Here is a 16,946-nt window from a genome sequence, read left to right as displayed (position 1 = left end):
CGGAGCGGGCCGGGGCGCGTTCATTCCATCTTTTTGGCGCTCGGCCAAAAAGTGACCCGCCCAGCAGGGCGGAACCACGCGGTTCAAAAGCCGACAGCATGTCACCAACAGCAACCACTCAAATCCCACCCCCGAAGCGAGCCGACCGCAATCCCAGTCAACCATGCCACCAACCCTTCTACATCAAGAAGTCGGCAACTCCTCTTCCAACACCCGTTCCAACTGCGCCTTCACCAACCCCAATAAGCAAAACGCCCCAAAAGCCCCCTCCCACCATTCACTCTGCTGCTCTAGCAGTGCAAGCACGCCGTCTATTCCCGCTGCCACTGCCAAAAGACTGTACCGCGCCGTTGATAGATCGATTTCCGACATAGGCCCCTCCAATCGTTACCTGAAGGTCCACCGCACAACGCTAGCGGAGGGCGGCGGGCCTGACGACGAGGGTGGAAGACCGATGCAAACACCAAGCCGGCCAGCCTTGCGGCTGCCTCGTGTCGGCCCGCCATGGATGACAAGCGCGTATGCGGAGACAGGCGGCGTCGAAGACGCCGACCTGTGGTGCTTGCAGTTCGGGCTTCCACGCCCGGCCATCGTTGTGTGCGATGACCGTGTCAGTCTCCCGCATCAGAGTCAGGAACTCGATAGGACAGTTCCCATTCCTGCGCGGACGCAGCATCGTGCCGTCGCTGCGCCCGCTCGCAAATAGTCGATCTCCGAAACGATTCCGCAAGACCTGCCGTGGGTGGTGAAGCGACGTGAATCTGCAGTCGTGACTTCGTGGATGCTCCTGCCCTCTCCCCCCAACCCTTGCATGTTCTCGGAACGTTGTTCTGAACGCATGCAGGAGAGTAGCGACCCCCGGGCCTGACCACGAGGATGGGTGGCCGAAAGCTGCGTGAAGACAATGAAGCGCAACTACGTCGCCTTCATGCCCGCGACAGCGCTTCCTTGCATTCAACGGTGACGACATCCGCCGACCTTGAATTGATCAACGTTTCCGGCTTCTTCACCAATCACCTGATCGCCATCGGCGATCTGAAATGTTTTGGGCCTATAAATGAAATTATTCGTTTGTGGTACGGGCGCCACGTGTTTGGTCGCTCGTTAGTTTCGGGCAACAAGTCGTACTACTACGTTTGCGGCTTTAGTGAAGCGTGGCAGGCAGCGCGGAAACCGCTGATCTGACCAATCGCGGCACGCTGTAGCGATGACCTGACGGAGTCCTTTTCCAGGAGCGAGCGGTACTGCCCCTTACCGCCCGCTCCGTCACCTTGTAAGGTCTGAACCTGAGCGTATCAGTCCTTTAGTTCCAGATCGGATCTTCCTTCTGCATCTGATCCTTGGTCTTCTTCATCCAGTACGAACCGATCTGGCGTTCCGTGACCGACCCCTTCTTTTTGGCGTCAATCTTGTCGAAATTCGCGTAGACCTGGGGCATGCCTGCCTGCGCTTCATCGCGGGTCAGCTTGCCGTCATGATTGGCATCGGCCGCCTTGAATCGCTCCGCAATCAAGGCCTTGGCTTGTGCCGTAGTCGGTGGTGCTTTGGGAACCTCGCCTTGGGATCCTTGAGCCGACTGGGCGCTCACTCCTAGAGAAGTGAGTGCCATCAGGACTGCGAAACCAACTGCCGGCAATTTGCGTACGGTCATGTCGCTCTCCTCAAGTCATAGTGTTGTTTGGAGCCGTGGAACAGGAAGGCCTGCTGGCCGAATATCCCGTGAGCCCTGGCTCGCTCAGTATTCTACGTGCGTACGGGGCATCACGAGTAGGGGGAATCCGCTATCACAAGGGGCTACCGCCAACGCGTTCCCAGAACATACTGGCCCGCCAAGCACGGCGACCCGACCCTCAGGCAACCCCCTTCCTCCCCCGCATCCTCAAATCACTAACCACCGGCCACACCAGCACAAAAACCGCCAGCCCCATGATCGTCCCCACCAGCCCGTTCGACCAGAACACATCCAGCGCCCCGGACGACACCAGCATGGTCTGGCGGAAGGCGTCCTCGGCCCGATCCCCCAGCACCAGCGCCAGCACCATCGGCGCCAACGGATAATCCAGCTTCTTCAACACATACCCGACCACGCCGAAGCCCAGCATCAGCCAGACATCGAACAACGCGCCGTTCACGGTGTATGCGCCGATCGCGCAGATCACCAGGATCAGCGGCGCGATGATCGAGAACGGGATGCGCAGGATCGCCGCGAACAGCGGCACCGTCGACAGCACCACGATCAGCCCGACGATATTGCCCAGGTACATGCTGGCGATCAGCCCCCATACGAACGGCCCCTGCTCGGCGAACAGCAGCGGCCCCGGCTGCAGGCCCCAGATCATCAGGCCGCCCAGCAGCACCGCCGCGGTGGCGGAGCCGGGAATGCCCAGTGCCAGCATCGGCAGCAGCGCGCTGGTGCCGGCCGCGTGCGCCGCCGTCTCGGGTGCGACCACGCCTTCGACATTGCCCTGCCCGAACGAGTCGGGATCCTTCGCCATGCGCTTGGCCACGCCATAGCCCATGAACGACGCCGCGGTGGCGCCGCCCGGGGTGATGCCCAGCCAGCAGCCGATCACCGACGAGCGCACCACGGTCAGCCAGTAGCGCGGCAGTTCGGCCCAGGTCTTCAGCACCACCTTCAGGTCGATGCGGGCCTGCTTGCCGCGGAAGGCCACGCCCTCTTCCATCGTCATCAGGATCTCGCTGATGCCGAACAGGCCGATCACCGCCACCAGGAAGTCGAAGCCGCGCAGCAGCTCGGTGGAGCCGAAGGTCATGCGCAGCGTGCCCGAGACCGTGTCCATGCCGACCGCGGCCAGCACGAAACCCAGGCACATCGCGATCAGGATCTTGGGCTTTGACTCCTTGCCCATGCCGACAAAGCTGCAGAAGGTCAGCAGGTACACCGCGAAGAACTCGGGCGGGCCGAAGCGCAGCGCGAACTTTGCCACCATCGGCGCGAGGAAGGTGATCAGCAGCACGCCGGCCAGCGCCCCCAGGCACGAGCCGGTGAAGGCCGAGGTCAGCGCCTTGCCGGCCTCGCCGCGCTGCGCCATCGGGTAGCCGTCGAAGGTGGTGGCCACCGACCAGGCTTCGCCCGGAATATTGAACAGGATCGAGGTGATCGCGCCGCCGAACAATGCGCCCCAGTAGATGCAGGACAGCATGATGATGGCCGACACCGGGTCCATCGAAAACGTCAGCGGCAGCAGGATCGCCACGCCGTTGGGCCCGCCCAGGCCGGGCAGCACGCCCACCACGATGCCGAGCAGGATGCCGACGAACATCAGCCCGACGTTCTGCCACGACAGCGCCACGGCGAAGCCGCCCATCAGTGCATTGAGTTCATCCATGATCCGCCCCTCCCTAGTAGCCCAGCGCCGCTTCCAGCGGGCCCTTGGGCAGCGGCACGCGGAACTGGATCTCGAAGATCCAGAACAGCAAGGCATTGATGCCGACCCCGACCAGCGCGGCCTTCCACCACGCCGCCTTGCCCACCCAGACCATGAAACCGGCCACGAAGGCGGCCGATGCCACGTAGATGCCGAGCAGCCCGATCAGGCTGACATACACGGTCAGCGGCACCAGGATCACGCCCACCTGCCGCAGCTGCTGCCACGTTGCAAATACCGCGTTGCGGTCCGCGCGCAGCGCCTGCACGCCCACCAGCACGCTGCAGACCAGGATGATGATCCCGACCCGCATCGGGAAATAGCCTGCTTCCGGCCCGTCCGGCGCCCAGCCGGCGCCGATGCCGTGGTTGCTCCAGATCACGACCAGCGCACCGGCCAGCAAGCACAGCGCCACCGCCAGTTCCACCGCCCTGACCGAAATGCCGGCGCCCGCATGCGCCGTTTCCTGTTGTGAGTCCATGTTGTCCCCCGCCTTGCTTCAGGCCATCGGCTGCGCCGCGCGGCGCAGCCCGTTGATGATCCGCGCCAGCGTCAGCGCGCGGCGACGAAGCCCGCCTCCTTGATGATGTCGCGGTGCGCGGCTTCGTCGCGCGCCAGGAAGTCGGTCAGCGCCTTGCCGGTCAGGAAGTCGTTCTTCAGTGCGTTCTTCTCCAGGTATTCCTTCCACTCCGGCGTGGCCACGATCTTTTGCATGAGGTCCACGTAGTACTTCTGCTGTTCGGGGGTCACGCCGCCCGGCATCATGAACACGCGCAGCATCTGGTATTGCACGTCGAGGCCCTGCTCCTTGCAGGTCGGCACGTCATGCCAGCTCTGGGTCTGCGTGACCTTGCCGTTGTAGGCCATGCGCTCCGGCGCGAACACGCACAGCGCGCGATGCTCGCCGGCGCGCCACTGGCCGATCGATTCGGACGGGTTGTTGACGTTGGCGTCGATATGCTGGCCCGAGAGCTGCGTGGCGGCCTCGCCGCCGCCCTTGTACGGCACGTAGATGAAGCGGGTGCCGGTCTTCTTCTGCACCAGCGCGCTGATGATCTGGTCTTCGCGCTTGGAGCTGGTGCCGCCGACCTTGATCTTGCCCGCGCTGGCCCTGGATGCGTCGATAAACTGGGCGACGGTCTTGTACGGGGCCGCGGCATTGGTCCACAGCACGAACTCGTCCTGCGCGATCATCGCCACCGGGGTCAGGTCGCGCCAGCTGAACGGCAGGTGGCTCACCATCGGCACCGTGTACAGCGCCGACGAGGCCACCAGCAGCTTGTGCGGGTTGCCCTGAGATGCCTTGGTATCCATCAGCCCTTCGGCGCCGCTGGCGCCCGCCTTGTTCAGCACGATCACCGGCTGGCTCATCAGCTTGTGCTTGGCGATGATGCCCTGGATCGACCGCGCCATCTGGTCCGAGGCGCCACCGGCGCTGAACGGCACCACGATCTCGACCGGCTTGGCCGGCTCCCATGCCCATGCGCTGAGGCAGGCCGTGGCACACACCACGGCCGCCAGGGTCTTCCTGAATGTGTTGCGTTGCATCGTTGGTCTCCTTTGGCTTTGACTACCCGGTGCCGCTTGCCGCGGCTCTTCTCTCTTCTTTTTCTGCGCTGCCACGCGGCATCAGCGGCTCAGGCCACGCGCCGCGATGTCCCACAGCTCGGCCACGTGCCCGTCGCGGCAGCAAACGTATTGCGCGTGCAGGTTCGCGGTGGGATCACAGTGGCCGGGCACCAGCCAGAGCTTGCTGCCCAGCAGGCTCTGGCCGTCTTGGTCCAGCACCTGCAGCACCCCGTGCTCGTCGTTGGCCGCGACATAGCGCAACCACTCGCTGCCCGGGCCGGACCACACGCGTGGCAGGCCGGAATCCACCGCTAGCGACTTCAGGCCCGCATCGCACACCGCCACGCCGGCGCGCGCGGTGCTCATCACCGTGGTCGCCAGGAACAGGCCGTGGCGGGGCTGGAAGCGCCCGGGCCATTCGCTGGCGCCATAGTGGCCGTCCAGGAACACGTAGCTGCCGGGCTGGATCTCGGTATAGACGCCGCTTTCGCAATCGAACTCCGCGGTGCCGCTGCCACCACCGGTGATGACCGGGCAGGCGATGCCGCGGGCACGCAGGTGCGCCACATAGGCGCCCGCCTGGTCGGCGGCGCGCCGGGCCGCGTCGCGGCGCTGCGTCCAGTGCGCCAGGTGCTGGGCGCCGCCGTGATACGCCTGCAGCCCGCCGAAATGCAGCGACCGCGCCGCGCCGATCGCATCGGCCAGCCGGCTCAGCGCTTCGGGGCTGTCGACGCCGCAACGCCCCTGCCCGACATCGGCTTCCGCCAGCACGGTGATGCGCACCCCGCAGGCCGCCGCGGCGGCGGCGATCGCGGCGACCTGGCGCACGTCATCCACGCACACGCTCAGGTCCACATGCCGGGCCAGCTCCACGGCCATCGCCAGCTTGTCGGCGCCGACGAACTCGTTGCTGATGTGGATGTTGGCGATGCCGGCGGCGGCAAACGGATAGGCCTCGCTGAGCTTCTGGCAGCAGATGCCCACCGCGCCGGCGGCAAGCTGCCGCTGCGCGATCGCGACCGACTTGTGCGCCTTGGCATGCGGGCGCAGCGCCACGCCGCCGGCATCGGCCAGCGCCTGCATCCGCGCCACATTCTGGTCAAAGGCATCGAGGTCGACCAGCAGCGCCGGCGTGCCTACGTCCTCGACGCGATCGCCGATCCTTGCCGCCGGCGGCGGCTGCAGGCGGGCACGGTCGTGGACCGGATTGCGCATCGGCTCAGTCATGGCGGCTGCCCTCCAGCGCCATCGCCAGCACCCGGGCCACATGCACAGCCTCGGCATTCGCACCGTCTCGGATCTGGTGGCGGCAACTGGTGCCGTCCGCGACCACGATGGCATCGCCGGCGCGCCGGCGCACCGCTGGCAGCAGCGACAGCTCGGCCATCGCCTGCGACGCCGCGAAATGCTCCGCCTCATAGCCAAAGCTGCCGGCCATGCCGCAGCACGACGACTCCACCGGCGCCACCTTCAGGCCGGGAATCCACCCCAGCACGGTCTGCACCGGGGTGAAGGCATCGAACGCCTTCTGGTGGCAGTGCCCGTGCACGATGGCCTCGGACACCCGCAGCGGCTGCAGCGGCAGCGCCAGCCGGCCCGCCTGGCGCTCGCGCACCAGGAACTCCTCGAACAGGAACGACAGGCTGGCCAGCTGGCGCGCCTCGTCGCCATAGCCATAGCCCAGGAACTCATCGCGCAGCGACAGCAGGCACGACGGCTCCAGGCCGACCACCGGCACGCCGCGCTCCACGAACGGGCGCAGCGTATCGAGCAGGCGCCGCGCCTCGGCCTTCGCCTGGTCGACCAGGCCCGCGGCGAGGAAGGTCCGGCCGCAGCACAGCGGACGTTCGCCTGCCCGGGTATTGAAGTGCACGGTATAGCCCGCGGCTTCCAGCACCGTCTGCGCGGCGCGCGCATTGTCGGGCTCCATGTAGTTGCTGAAGGTATCGACGAAGAGCAGCACCTCGCGCCCATCGGCCTTGCTGCCCGCGGCGTTGCCCTCGCCGCGGCCGCGCGCAAGGAACGGCGCGGTGAAGCGCGGCAGCGACCGCTGCGGGGCAAACCCGAGCGCGCGCTTGATCCAGCCGGACACCCCAGGCAGGCTGTCGGCCAGCGCCAGCAGGCCCGGCACGCGGCTCGCCGCCGGCGCATAGCGCGGCAGGAATGCGACCATGCGCTCGCGCAAGCTGATGCCGTGCCGGCTGGTCCAGGCGTGGCGCGCCTCGATCTTGAACTTCGCCATGTCGACGCCGGTCGGGCAGTCGCGCTTGCAGCCCTTGCACGAGACGCACAGGTCCAGCGCCTCCTTGACTTCCGCACTGGCCAGCCCGTCGCTGCCGAGCTGCCCGGTCAGCGCCAGCCGCAGCGTGTTGGCGCGGCCCCGCGTCACGTGCTGCTCGTCCTTGGTCACGCGATAGCTGGGGCACATGGTGCCGGCGTCGAACTTGCGGCAGTGGCCGTTGTTGTTGCACATCTCCACGGCCGACGCCAGGCCATGCGTGGCGGTATCGCTGCCCGTGCCCGGGGCGGTCTCGGCGCCCGTCATCGGGTCGCGCCGCACGTTCCACGCCGACCAGTCCAGCGCCGGGGTCAGCGGCAGCGCAGCATAGCCGGGCGCAAAGCGGAAGTTCTCGCGCGCGTCCATGCGGGGCGGGCGCACGATCTTGTCGGGATTGAAGCGGTTGTCCGGATCGAACAGCGCCTTGATCTCGCTGAACGCGGCATTGATGCGCGGGCCGTATTGCCAGGCCACCCATTCGCCGCGGCACAGGCCGTCGCCGTGCTCGCCGGAATACGCGCCCTTGTATTCGCGCACCAGCTCGGCCGCCTCTTCCGCGATCTCGCGCATGCGCAGCGCGCCGTCGCGGCGCATGTCCAGGATCGGCCGCACGTGCAGCGTGCCGACGCTGGCGTGGGCGTACCAGGTGCCCTCGGTCTCGTGCTTGTGGAAGACCTCGGTCAAGCGGCGGGTGTATTCGGCCAGGTGCCCGAGCGGCACCGCGCAATCTTCGATGAACGAGACCGGCTTGCCGTCGCCCTTCATGCTCATCATGATGTTCAGGCCGGCCTTGCGCACATCCCACAGCGCCTTCTGCGCCTTCTCCTCCGGCATCTTCACCACCGAGCCCGGCAGGCCCAGGTCGGCCATCAGCTCGGCCAGCCGGTCCAGCTGCGCCAGCAGCGCCTGGCGGTCGTCGCCGGCGAATTCCACCAGCAGGATGGCCTGCGGATCGCCGGCCAGCGCACGCTCGACCACCGGGCGAAAGGCCGGGTTCGCCATCGACAGGTCGATCATGGTGCGGTCGACCAGTTCCACCGCCACCGGTTGCAGCGTGACGATATGCTGCGTCAGGTCCATCGCCTGGTAGAAGGTGGGGAAGTTGACCACGCCCAGCACCTTGTGCGCCGGCAGCGGCGCCAGCTTCAGCGTGAGCTGGCGGCTGCAGGCCAGCGTGCCTTCGGAACCGACCAGGATATGCGCGAGGTTGGCGTGGCCGTCGTCGGTATAGGCGCGCGGGTTCTGGCAGTCGAACAGGTCGATGTTGTAGCCGGCGACGCGGCGCAGCACCTTGGGCATGCGCTCGGCGATCTCGCCGCGCTCGCGCGTGGCGATGCGCTGCAGCCCATGGAGGATGCCCTCGGTGCGTCCGGCCGCCACTGGTTGCGCGAGCGAACCGAAGTGGCAATCGCTGCCGTCCGCCAGCACGGCATCGATGGCCAGCACGTTATGCACCATGTTGCCGTAGGCAATCGAGCGCGAGCCGCACGAGTTGTTGCCGGCCATGCCGCCGATGGTGCATTGCGCCCCCGTGGAAACGTCCACCGGGAACCACAGCCCGTGCGGCTTGAGCCAGGCGTTCAGGTGGTCCAGCACGATGCCGGGCTCCACCGTCACCGTGCGCGCGCCGGCATCGAAAGCGACCACGTTGTTGAGCCACTTGCTGGTGTCGATGACCAGCGCCTCGCCCACGGTCTGGCCGCACTGGCTGGTGCCGGCGCCGCGGGCCAGCACCGGCATGCGCTGGTCGCGCGCGATGTCGAGCGCGCGCACCAGGTCGTCCTGGTCGCGCGGCACCACCACGCCGAGCGGCATGATCTGGTAGATGGAAGCATCGGTGGCATAGCGGCCGCGGGCGGCGCGGTCGAACAGCACGTCGCCGCGCAGTTCCTTGCGCAGCAGCGCCGACAGCGGCGAGAGCGGCGAGGGGGCCCGGCGCTGCGCGGGCACCAGGTGGATCGGCTTGACCAGCAGGGAGGACGAAGTCATGTTCATGGCATGCAAGAAACAAGGGCCGCGCGCCCACGGCGATGCATGCGACCGCCTGCGGTGGGCGCATGTCGTGGTGATGCCTTGGCAAGGAAATCAGGCAGGCGGCGGACCGTGCCGCGCCTGCCATGGCCTGCGCGGCTCGGTCGGCTGCGCTTGGTTGGCTGCGCTCAGGCGGCGGCCTTGAGCACCGGCTTGTCGGCGTGCGCGGCGAGCGACGCCATCGCCGCGGCTACGCCGCTGCCGGCAAGCGGCACGCCTGCCAGCTTCAGCCCCATCTCGCAACCGGCGAGCGTCGCCATCAGGGTCAGGTCATTGCAATCGCCGAGATGGCCGATGCGGAACATGCGGCCGCGCATCTTGCCCAGCGCCTGCCCCAGCGACATGTCGAAGCGCTCGTAGATGAGCTTGCGCACAGCATCGGCGTCGACGCCGTCGGGCATCATCACGCCGGTCAGCACCGGGCTGTACACCGCCGGGTCGGCGCACTGGATCTGCAGGCCCCAGGCGCGCACGGCCTGGCGTGTCGCCTCCGCCAGCCGCTGGTGGCGGGCGAAGACCTGTTCCAGGCCCTCGCCCAGGATCATGTCGAGCGCTTCGGACAGGCCGTACAGCAGGTTGGTGTTGGGCGTGTACGGCCAGTAGCCGTTCTTGTTGGCCTCGATGATCTCGGCCCAGCCCCAGAACGCGCGCGGCAGCCGGGCGTGCTGGCTGGCGGCGATCGCCCTGGGCGAGAGCGCGTTGAAGCTGATGCCCGGTGGCAGCATCAGGCCCTTCTGCGAGCCCGACACGGTCACATCCACGCCCCACTCGTCATGGCGGTAGTCGGCCGAACCCAGGCCGGAGATCGTGTCCACCAGCAGCAGCGCCGGGTGTCCGGCGGCATCGATGGCCCGGCGCACCGCGGCGATATCCGAGGTCACGCCGGTCGAGGTCTCGTTGTGCACCACGCAGACAGCGCGAATCTCATGGCCGCGGTCCTCACGCAAGCGCGCTTCGATCATGTCCGCCTGCACCCCGCGGCGCCAGCCCTCGATGCCGGGCAGGCCCAGGAATTCCGGCCGCAGACCCAGCGCCTCGGCCATCTTTTTCCACAGGGTGGCGAAATGCCCGGTCTCGAACATCAGCACCTGGTCGCCCGGGCTGAGCGTGTTGGTCAGCGCCGCTTCCCAGGCACCGGTGCCTGACGCCGGATAGATGATCACCGGATGCCGGGTCTTGAAGATTTCCTTGATGCCGGCCAGCACCTTGCGGCCGAGCGCGCCGAACTCCGGCCCGCGGTGGTCGATGGTCGGGTAACTCATCGCACGCAGGATGCGATCGGGCACCGGGCTCGGGCCCGGGATCTGCAGGAAGTGACGGCCAGAGGGATGGAAATCGAGGTGAACCATGGAAATCGCGCCTCCTTGTTGTTTTATGAATTTTGAATGCAATCGACTATAGCAGAGCGATCGATGTGATCCAAGGCGAAACTTACGGCAAATTGTGATGGTTAACCCGCGTTTTGGAGCCAGGAAGCAAGATGCAGTAGAATCCGCGCCAAATGGATAGAGGATATTGAATGCAAAAACCATATAGCGATGCCGATGCGGCGGGTGTTGACCAGCACGTTCCACCGCCCTCGCTGCCGCGCCTGGCACGCCCGCGCCTGCACGACACCGTGGTCGAGCACCTGCGCCAGTTCATCGTCGAAGGCGTGTTCGCGCCGGGCACCAAGCTCAATGAGCGCGAGCTGTGCGAGACCCTTGGCATCTCGCGGACGCCGCTGCGCGAGGCGCTCAAGGTGCTGGCGGCAGAAGGCTTGATCGACCTGCTGCCCAACCGCGGCGCCAGCATCTCGCGCATGACCGAGGCCGAAGTCAGGGAGAGCTTCGAGCTGATGAGCGGGCTGGAGGCGTTTTCCGGCGAACTGGCCTGCGAGCGCATCACCGCGGCGGAACTCGCGCAGATCAAGGCGCTGCACTACGCGATGCTGGCTTGCCGCGCCCGGAACGACCTGCCGGGCTACTACAGCCGCAACCAGGAGATCCACGACCGCATCAACGAGGCCGCGCGCAACGGCGCGCTGCGGCAGACCTACCAGTCGATCAACCGCCGCCTGCAGGCGCTGCGCTTCCGCTCCAACCAGCAAAGCGGCAAGTGGGACGAGGCGGTCGAGGACCATGAAGAAATGATCCAGGCGCTGGAAGCCCGCGACGGCAAGCGCCTGGCGGCAGTACTGAAGCGCCACTTGCTGGAGAAGCGCGACGCGGTGTTGCCGCTGGTGTCGGGTGACGGCACTGACGCCAAGAATCTTCTGATCACTACCAACGCATAACCGCAGGGAGGCCTTTTTCCCAGCCAGGGCCGGATTTTTCTTGCCTCCACGCCGATACTGTATATATTTACAGTACCTGTATGGATGAACAGTGGAGCCCCGGCATGGAACACCTGATCCGCGTGCAAAACGACTATGACCGCCAGGTACTGGCCTGGCTGCGCGGCCGCATCGGCGATGCCGCCCTGCAGAGCGCGGTGCATCGGCTGGCGAGCCCGCGCAAGCCCTATCTGTCCACGCTCTGCCGCAGCCTGGGCATCCGCCCGCCCAGCCGGCGCCAGTTCGCCGCCGAGACGGCACGCATCCACCGCGCGGTGGGCGACAGCTACCTGGCCCGCATCAGGGAAATCCTGGCAAGAGCCCCGGCGCAGGAGGCCTCGCGCCAGTAGGCATTTGCCGATCACCGGCCATGCGCGGATCATCGGGCGCGTGCCGGACGTATCATGAAAGCCCCGTTGCCGTCACCCGGCAACGGGGCTTTGTGTTTCACAACGTATTCCTTCCTGCAAGGTCGACATGAGCGAACTCCGCATTCCCACCCGCGCCCTGCACCAGTGGGTCACCGCTCTCTGGCTTGCCGCCGGCAGCAGCACCCGCGAAGCGCAACTGACGGCCGATCATCTCGTCGGCGCCAACCTGAGCGGGCATGACTCCCACGGCGTCGGCATGATCCCGCGCTATGTGCTGGCGTGGCAGGCCGACGAGCTGCAGCTGAACCGGCAGGTCAGCGTGCTGCAGGACGGCGGCAGCCTGCTAAGCCTGGACGGCAACCGCGGCATGGGACAGGCGGTAACGGCGCAGGCCATGGAGATGGCCATCGCCCGCGCGCGCGAGCACGGCGTCTGCGTGATGGGGCTGCGCCAGTCGCACCACCTCGGGCGCGTGGGCCACTGGGCCGAGCAGGCCACGGCGGCGGGCCTGATCTCGATCCACTTCGTCAACGTGCTGTCCAAGCCGATCGTGGCGCCCCACGGCGGCTACGACGCACGCTACGGCACCAATCCGTTCACCATCGGCGTGCCGATGGCCGACGAGCCGCCGCTGGTGCTGGACTTCGCCACCAGCGCCATCGCGCTGGGCAAGGTGCGCGTGGCCCATAACAAGGGCGTGCCGGTAGGGGCCGGCTGCCTGCTCGATGCGCAGGGCGAGGCCACCACCGATGCCGCCGTGATGTACCCGCCCGCCGACACGCCGCAAGGCGCCTTGCGGCCCTTCGGCGAGCACAAGGGCCACGTGCTGGCGGTGATGTGCGAACTGCTCGGCGCCGCGGTCACGGGCGGCCATACCATCCGCCCGGAAACGCTGCGGCATGAGCATGCGGTCTGGAACAACATGCTGGCGATCGTGTTCGATCCTGCGCGGCTCGGCACCAGCACCTCGTTCGGGCATGAAGTGGCGGCCTTCGCCGACTGGATGAAAAGCGCGCGGCTACAGCCCGGCCAGTCCGGCATCCGTCTGCCCGGAGAACCGGAGCGTGCATTCCGCGCGGCCCGCGCGCAGCAGATCCCGATCGATGCCGGCACGCTGGCGCAGCTGGACGACGCCGCCGCGCGCGTGGCGGCGGCGCGGGCCAGCGCGCATCCCGCGCCTGGTCCGCTGTCTGCGCTGGCGCGCGGCTGACTATCATCAGATATGCGCCCGACGCGGTGCGCCACGCACGCACGGGTTGACGCCTGAACCCCTACCGGACACTGACATGAGCAAGATCGGCTTTATCGGGCTTGGCGTGATGGGCAAGCCCATGGTGCGGCACCTGGTCGACGGCGGGCATAGCGTGTTCGCCCATAGCCGCAGCGGCGTGCCGCAAGACCTGCAGGATACCGGCGTGAAGGCCTGTGCCAGCGCCGAGGACGTCGCCAGGCAGTCGGAGACCATCATCCTGATGCTGCCCGACACGCCCGACGTGGAGAAGGTGCTGTTCGGCGAGCGCGGCGTCGCCGATGGCCTGGCCGATACCGCGGGCGGCGTCACGGTGATCGACATGAGCTCGATCTCGCCGATCGCCACGCGCGAGTTCGCGCGCTGCATCGAGGCGATTGGCGCGGACTATGTCGACGCGCCGGTGTCGGGCGGCGAAGTCGGTGCCAGGGCCGGCACCTTGTCGATCATGGCCGGCGGCAAGCAGGAGGTGTTCGACCGCGTGCTGCCCATCCTGCAGCTGATGGGCAAGAACATCACGCGCGTGGGCGCGGCCGGCGACGGCCAGGTGGCGAAGGTGGCCAACCAGGTGATCGTGGCGCTGACCATCGAGGCGGTCGGCGAGGCACTGGTGCTGGCGGCCCGCGCCGGCGCCGACCCGGCGCGCGTGCGCGAGGCGTTGATGGGCGGCTTTGCCAGTTCGCGCATCCTCGAAGTGCATGGCGAACGGATGATCCGCCGCACCTTCGATCCGGGTTTTCGCATCGCGCTGCACCAGAAGGACCTCGAACTGGCGCTGTCGACCGCGCGCGAGCTGGGCGTGGGCCTGCCCAATACGGCGTCGTGCCAGCAGCTGTTCAATGTCTGCAACGGGTTGGGCGGCGCGGCCTGGGACCATTCCGGGCTGGTCCGGGCGATCGAGCATTTGTCTTCATTCGCCCTCGGCGATTCCGACGAGACCGGCGAGAGCGGCGACGCAAGGCCCGGCGGCTAAGCGCAAGACCGGCCCGCATGCCGCATGCAAACACCGCGCTGCTGACCGCGCTGGCGATGCTGGCGTTCGCCGGCAATTCGCTGCTGTGCCGGCTGGCGCTGAAAGGCACCACCATCGACGCCGGCACCTTCACGCTGGCGCGCGTCGCGGCCGCGGCGGCGGTGTTGTGGCTGATCGTGGTGGCGCGGCGGCAGGCCGGACGCCACGGCGCGGGCGCCATGACGCTGGGCGGCAACTGGGTATCGGCGCTGGCGCTGTTCTGCTATGCCGCGGCGTTTTCGTTCGCGTATGAACGCCTGAGCGCCGGCACCGGCGCGCTGCTGCTGTTCGCCGCGGTGCAGGCCACCATGACGGGCTATGGGCTCTACTCCGGCGAGCCGCTGCGCGCGCAGCAGTGGGTCGGCCTGGCGCTGGCACTGACCGGCCTGGTCTGGCTGATGCTGCCGAGCCTGGCGACGCCGCCGCTGGCCTCATCGCTGCTGATGATTGCGGCGGGCATCGCCTGGGGCGTTTATTCGCTGCGTGGCAAGCGCGCCGCGGATCCGGTCGAAACCACCGCGGGCAACTTCGTGCGCGCCGTGCCCATGGCGCTGGCCCTCGGTGCGGCGATCCAGGCGCAGCGCTCGCTGGATGCCCCGGGGCTCGCCTATGCGGTGGTGTCCGGCGCCATCACCTCGGGGCTTGGCTATGTGATCTGGTACGCCGCGGTGCCGCGCCTGCGCGCCGCGACCGCGGCCACCGTGCAGCTGAGCGTGCCGGTCATCGCCGCGGTGGGCGGCACCGCGTGGCTCGGCGAGGACCTGACCTTGCGGCTGGCGCTGAGCGCGGCGGCGGTGCTGGGCGGCATCGCGCTGGTGATCCTGGGCAAGCGGGCCGAGCGCGCCTAGCCCGCGCGGGGTACGCGCGCGTCGGCAAAGCCGCCGCCATGGAACACCAATGGGGTGCCCGGCGCGGCGCCATAGGCCACCACTTCCACGACGAACAGCACGTGGTCCCCCACCGTGCGCACCGAGCGATGCCGGCAGATAAAGTAGGCCAGCGTGCCGTCGATCAGCACCGTGCCGCACGGGCCGGGGCGATGGGCAATGCCGGCGAAGCGATCTTCGGCAGGCGCCGCAAAGCGCCGGCACACATCCAGCTGGGCGCTGCCCAGCACGTTGATCGCGTGGCAGGGCGCGGCGCGCAACACCGGCAGGCTGCCTGAGCTTCGCGCCAGGCACCACAGCAGCAACGGCGGCGCCAGCGACACGGAAGCGAACGCATTGATGGTCACGCCGACCGGGCGGCCATCGGCGCCGGCAGCGGTGACTACGGTCACGCCGGTGGCAAACTGCCCCAGCGCATCGCGCAAGGCGCGGCGCGCCGCGCCATCGTGGCCGATGGCGCAGGCGTCTTCGCCCTGGCCGCTGTCATTGCAGGCCTCGGTGTCGTAGGAGAGCTGGGCCAGGGCGGACATCATTGCGCTGCCGTGCGCACCTCGCCGGGGGGCGCATCGATATCCAGCCCCAGCGCCATGCGTCCGGCGTACTCCTGCTGGGCCCCGGCCTGCAGCGGATGGAAGCGTGCGCCCTGCGCATCGCGGAAGCGCCGCTCCAGCCCGGCATCGCGATAGAAGCCCGCGCCGCCGGCCAGGTCCATCGCCGCTTCCACCGTCGCCAGCACCGCGCGCGCCGCCAGCGTGCGGGCGCTCATGATGCGGTTGGTGGTGATCGCGCCCGGTGCCTGGCCGGCGGCGGCCGCGAACATCGCATCGAGCGCCAGCTGCGCGGCATCCGCTTCATTGCACAGCCGTCCCGCGGCCTCGACCGCATGCGCGTTCAGGCGCCGCTGGCGCGCCAGCTGCAGCGCGATATCCCGCGCGGCCTCGGCGATGCCGACGTAGACGGCGTAGATCAGCGGCAACGCGATCATCGCCACCGTATGCATCATCGGATGCCACACGCCTTGCGGGCGGCGCGCGGCAACGGCGGTGTCGGGCACCAGCACGCCTTCCAGCATGACATCGTGCGAGCCGGTGCCGCGCATGCCCAGCGTGTGCCAGTTCGACAGCACGCGCACGCCCGGCGTCTTCATCGGCAGCGCGAAATGCAGCACGGTGGGACCGGCCTGCGGGTCGTCATAGACCGCGCAGGTCATGAACAGGTCCGCCACCGGCGCGCCGCTGGCGAAGATCTTGCGCGCGTCGACGCGATAGCCGCCGTCGACGCGCGTAGCCTTGCCGCTGCCTTGCAGCCAGTCGGAGCCGCCGCTGCCCAGCAACACCAGCTGCTCGGCACCGACGCGCTTGAGCAGGCCCTCCACCGGCGCTTGCTGATTGCGCCAGCGCCATGCGGCCGTGGCCACCGGATGCGTATGCATGGCAAAGGCCAGCGCGGTCGAGCCGCAGTACTTGCCCAGTTCGCGCAGCACCGCGCCAAGCTCCTGGTGCGACAGCCCGGCGCCGCCCAGCTCTTGCGGCACCGCCGCGGCAAAGAAGCGGTGCGCGCGCAGGTCGTCATAGTTGGCGCTGACGAACTGCTCGCTCGCGTCGATCTCGGGCGCGCGGCCATCGAAGGTGCGGCCCAGCGTGGCGGCAAGGCCGATCCAGTCGGCCTGCGCGCCGGCGCTGGCATCCGCTGCGGAAAGGGTTTCCATGGTGTTGTCTCCGTCCGGTTATGGTGCGTGTCCCGCGCCGTTGTACGGCCACGGGCACGGTGCTAGTATCGGAGCCCGGTCCCCTCGCCCGTATGATCGGGCGTCCGGCTTTCTTGCGCGAAACCCCGGATCTGGAGG

The 16,946-nt window shown here is 67.9% G+C and carries 16 protein-coding genes; 6 read left to right on the top strand and 10 right to left on the bottom strand.

The window, feature by feature from the left end:
* Positions 1 to 183 precede the first annotated feature (183 nt).
* The gene (locus U9J39_RS28685) at positions 184 to 372 is read right to left on the bottom strand and encodes a DUF1484 family protein (RefSeq protein WP_326348729.1); all 189 of its coding nucleotides are present in this window, start codon (positions 370 to 372) and stop codon (positions 184 to 186) included.
* 504 nt (positions 373 to 876) lie between these two features.
* On the opposite strand from U9J39_RS28685, the gene U9J39_RS28680 reads away from it, so the two are divergent.
* Positions 877 to 1,185: a hypothetical protein gene (locus U9J39_RS28680; RefSeq protein WP_147299347.1), complete on the top strand. Its 309-nt coding sequence runs from the start codon at positions 877 to 879 to the stop codon at positions 1,183 to 1,185.
* A 118-nt stretch (positions 1,186 to 1,303) separates the two neighbouring features.
* Here U9J39_RS28680 and U9J39_RS28675 read toward each other — a convergent pair whose 3' ends face one another.
* The 7 genes from U9J39_RS28675 to U9J39_RS28645 form a co-directional block, all read right to left on the bottom strand.
* Positions 1,304 to 1,651 (bottom strand): EF-hand domain-containing protein, encoded by a 348-nt coding sequence (locus tag U9J39_RS28675; protein WP_115683321.1) that lies wholly within the window; start codon positions 1,649 to 1,651, stop codon positions 1,304 to 1,306.
* Positions 1,652 to 1,850: 199 nt separating this feature from the next.
* On the bottom strand, positions 1,851 to 3,350 hold the full coding sequence (locus tag U9J39_RS28670; RefSeq protein WP_116314199.1) for a tripartite tricarboxylate transporter permease: 1,500 nt from the start codon (positions 3,348 to 3,350) through the stop codon (positions 1,851 to 1,853).
* A 13-nt stretch (positions 3,351 to 3,363) separates the two neighbouring features.
* The gene (locus U9J39_RS28665) at positions 3,364 to 3,870 is read right to left on the bottom strand and encodes a tripartite tricarboxylate transporter TctB family protein (protein WP_326348728.1); all 507 of its coding nucleotides are present in this window, start codon (positions 3,868 to 3,870) and stop codon (positions 3,364 to 3,366) included.
* Between the two features lie 71 nt (positions 3,871 to 3,941).
* Positions 3,942 to 4,937: a Bug family tripartite tricarboxylate transporter substrate binding protein gene (locus U9J39_RS28660; RefSeq protein ID WP_326348727.1), complete on the bottom strand. Its 996-nt coding sequence runs from the start codon at positions 4,935 to 4,937 to the stop codon at positions 3,942 to 3,944.
* Between the two features lie 81 nt (positions 4,938 to 5,018).
* Entirely contained in the window at positions 5,019 to 6,185 is a 1,167-nt protein-coding gene (locus U9J39_RS28655; protein WP_326348726.1) for a DSD1 family PLP-dependent enzyme, read from the bottom strand.
* On the bottom strand, positions 6,178 to 9,231 hold the full coding sequence (locus U9J39_RS28650; protein ID WP_326348725.1) for an FAD-binding and (Fe-S)-binding domain-containing protein: 3,054 nt from the start codon (positions 9,229 to 9,231) through the stop codon (positions 6,178 to 6,180). Before U9J39_RS28650 ends, U9J39_RS28655 begins: the two co-directional genes overlap by 8 nt.
* Positions 9,232 to 9,395: 164 nt before the next feature.
* A complete protein-coding gene (locus U9J39_RS28645) occupies positions 9,396 to 10,616 on the bottom strand; it encodes a pyridoxal-phosphate-dependent aminotransferase family protein (RefSeq protein ID WP_115713596.1) in 1,221 nt (406 codons plus the stop codon).
* Positions 10,617 to 10,786: 170 nt separating this feature from the next.
* Here U9J39_RS28645 and U9J39_RS28640 point away from each other — a divergent pair, with 170 nt between their 5' ends.
* The 5 genes from U9J39_RS28640 to U9J39_RS28620 all read left to right on the top strand — a co-directional run bounded on the left by U9J39_RS28640 (position 10,787) and on the right by U9J39_RS28620 (position 15,061).
* Complete coding sequence (locus tag U9J39_RS28640; RefSeq protein WP_116335547.1) at positions 10,787 to 11,542, top strand: GntR family transcriptional regulator; 756 nt, start codon at positions 10,787 to 10,789, stop codon at positions 11,540 to 11,542.
* Between the two features lie 104 nt (positions 11,543 to 11,646).
* Complete coding sequence (locus tag U9J39_RS28635; protein WP_116314194.1) at positions 11,647 to 11,931, top strand: hypothetical protein; 285 nt, start codon at positions 11,647 to 11,649, stop codon at positions 11,929 to 11,931.
* Between the two features lie 127 nt (positions 11,932 to 12,058).
* On the top strand, positions 12,059 to 13,162 hold the full coding sequence (locus U9J39_RS28630) for a malate/lactate/ureidoglycolate dehydrogenase (RefSeq protein WP_326348724.1): 1,104 nt from the start codon (positions 12,059 to 12,061) through the stop codon (positions 13,160 to 13,162).
* A gap of 76 nt (positions 13,163 to 13,238) precedes the next feature.
* Entirely contained in the window at positions 13,239 to 14,174 is a 936-nt protein-coding gene (locus tag U9J39_RS28625; RefSeq protein WP_326348723.1) for a 2-hydroxy-3-oxopropionate reductase, read from the top strand.
* A 17-nt stretch (positions 14,175 to 14,191) separates the two neighbouring features.
* Positions 14,192 to 15,061 (top strand): DMT family transporter, encoded by an 870-nt coding sequence (locus U9J39_RS28620; RefSeq protein WP_115683331.1) that lies wholly within the window; start codon positions 14,192 to 14,194, stop codon positions 15,059 to 15,061.
* Here U9J39_RS28620 and U9J39_RS28615 read toward each other — a convergent pair.
* Together U9J39_RS28615 and U9J39_RS28610 are read right to left on the bottom strand one after the other, a co-directional pair.
* Positions 15,058 to 15,633 (bottom strand): flavin reductase family protein, encoded by a 576-nt coding sequence (locus U9J39_RS28615; RefSeq protein WP_116314192.1) that lies wholly within the window; start codon positions 15,631 to 15,633, stop codon positions 15,058 to 15,060. The genes U9J39_RS28620 and U9J39_RS28615 overlap by 4 nt on opposite strands.
* On the bottom strand, positions 15,630 to 16,808 hold the full coding sequence (locus tag U9J39_RS28610) for an acyl-CoA dehydrogenase family protein (RefSeq protein WP_326348722.1): 1,179 nt from the start codon (positions 16,806 to 16,808) through the stop codon (positions 15,630 to 15,632). The genes U9J39_RS28615 and U9J39_RS28610 overlap by 4 nt, the downstream gene beginning before the upstream one ends.
* Between the last annotated feature and the right edge of the window lie 138 nt (positions 16,809 to 16,946).

It is taken from the genome of Cupriavidus sp. SS-3 (assembly GCF_035818815.1).
GTDB lineage: Bacteria > Pseudomonadota > Gammaproteobacteria > Burkholderiales > Burkholderiaceae > Cupriavidus > Cupriavidus taiwanensis_C.
This window is presented reverse-complemented; position numbering and strand designations above follow the sequence as displayed.

Bases quoted from the DNA above. Each gene is read 5' to 3' on its own strand.
- U9J39_RS28615 (WP_116314192.1), bottom strand. From the start codon at position 15,633: ATGATGTCCGCCCTGGCCCAGCTCTCCTACGACACCGAGGCCTGCAAT.
- U9J39_RS28685 (WP_326348729.1), bottom strand. From the start codon at position 372: ATGTCGGAAATCGATCTATCAACGGCGCGGTACAGTCTTTTGGCAGTG.
- U9J39_RS28660 (WP_326348727.1), bottom strand. From the start codon at position 4,937: ATGCAACGCAACACATTCAGGAAGACCCTGGCGGCCGTGGTGTGTGCC.
- U9J39_RS28635 (WP_116314194.1), top strand. From the start codon at position 11,647: ATGGAACACCTGATCCGCGTGCAAAACGACTATGACCGCCAGGTACTG.
- U9J39_RS28625 (WP_326348723.1), top strand. From the start codon at position 13,239: ATGAGCAAGATCGGCTTTATCGGGCTTGGCGTGATGGGCAAGCCCATG.
- U9J39_RS28680 (WP_147299347.1), top strand. From the start codon at position 877: ATGGGTGGCCGAAAGCTGCGTGAAGACAATGAAGCGCAACTACGTCGC.
- U9J39_RS28655 (WP_326348726.1), bottom strand. From the start codon at position 6,185: ATGACTGAGCCGATGCGCAATCCGGTCCACGACCGTGCCCGCCTGCAG.
- U9J39_RS28670 (WP_116314199.1), bottom strand. From the start codon at position 3,350: ATGGATGAACTCAATGCACTGATGGGCGGCTTCGCCGTGGCGCTGTCG.
- U9J39_RS28645 (WP_115713596.1), bottom strand. From the start codon at position 10,616: ATGGTTCACCTCGATTTCCATCCCTCTGGCCGTCACTTCCTGCAGATC.
- U9J39_RS28640 (WP_116335547.1), top strand. From the start codon at position 10,787: ATGCAAAAACCATATAGCGATGCCGATGCGGCGGGTGTTGACCAGCAC.
- U9J39_RS28665 (WP_326348728.1), bottom strand. From the start codon at position 3,870: ATGGACTCACAACAGGAAACGGCGCATGCGGGCGCCGGCATTTCGGTC.
- U9J39_RS28610 (WP_326348722.1), bottom strand. From the start codon at position 16,808: ATGGAAACCCTTTCCGCAGCGGATGCCAGCGCCGGCGCGCAGGCCGAC.
- U9J39_RS28650 (WP_326348725.1), bottom strand. From the start codon at position 9,231: ATGAACATGACTTCGTCCTCCCTGCTGGTCAAGCCGATCCACCTGGTG.
- U9J39_RS28620 (WP_115683331.1), top strand. From the start codon at position 14,192: ATGCCGCATGCAAACACCGCGCTGCTGACCGCGCTGGCGATGCTGGCG.
- U9J39_RS28630 (WP_326348724.1), top strand. From the start codon at position 12,059: ATGAGCGAACTCCGCATTCCCACCCGCGCCCTGCACCAGTGGGTCACC.
- U9J39_RS28675 (WP_115683321.1), bottom strand. From the start codon at position 1,651: ATGACCGTACGCAAATTGCCGGCAGTTGGTTTCGCAGTCCTGATGGCA.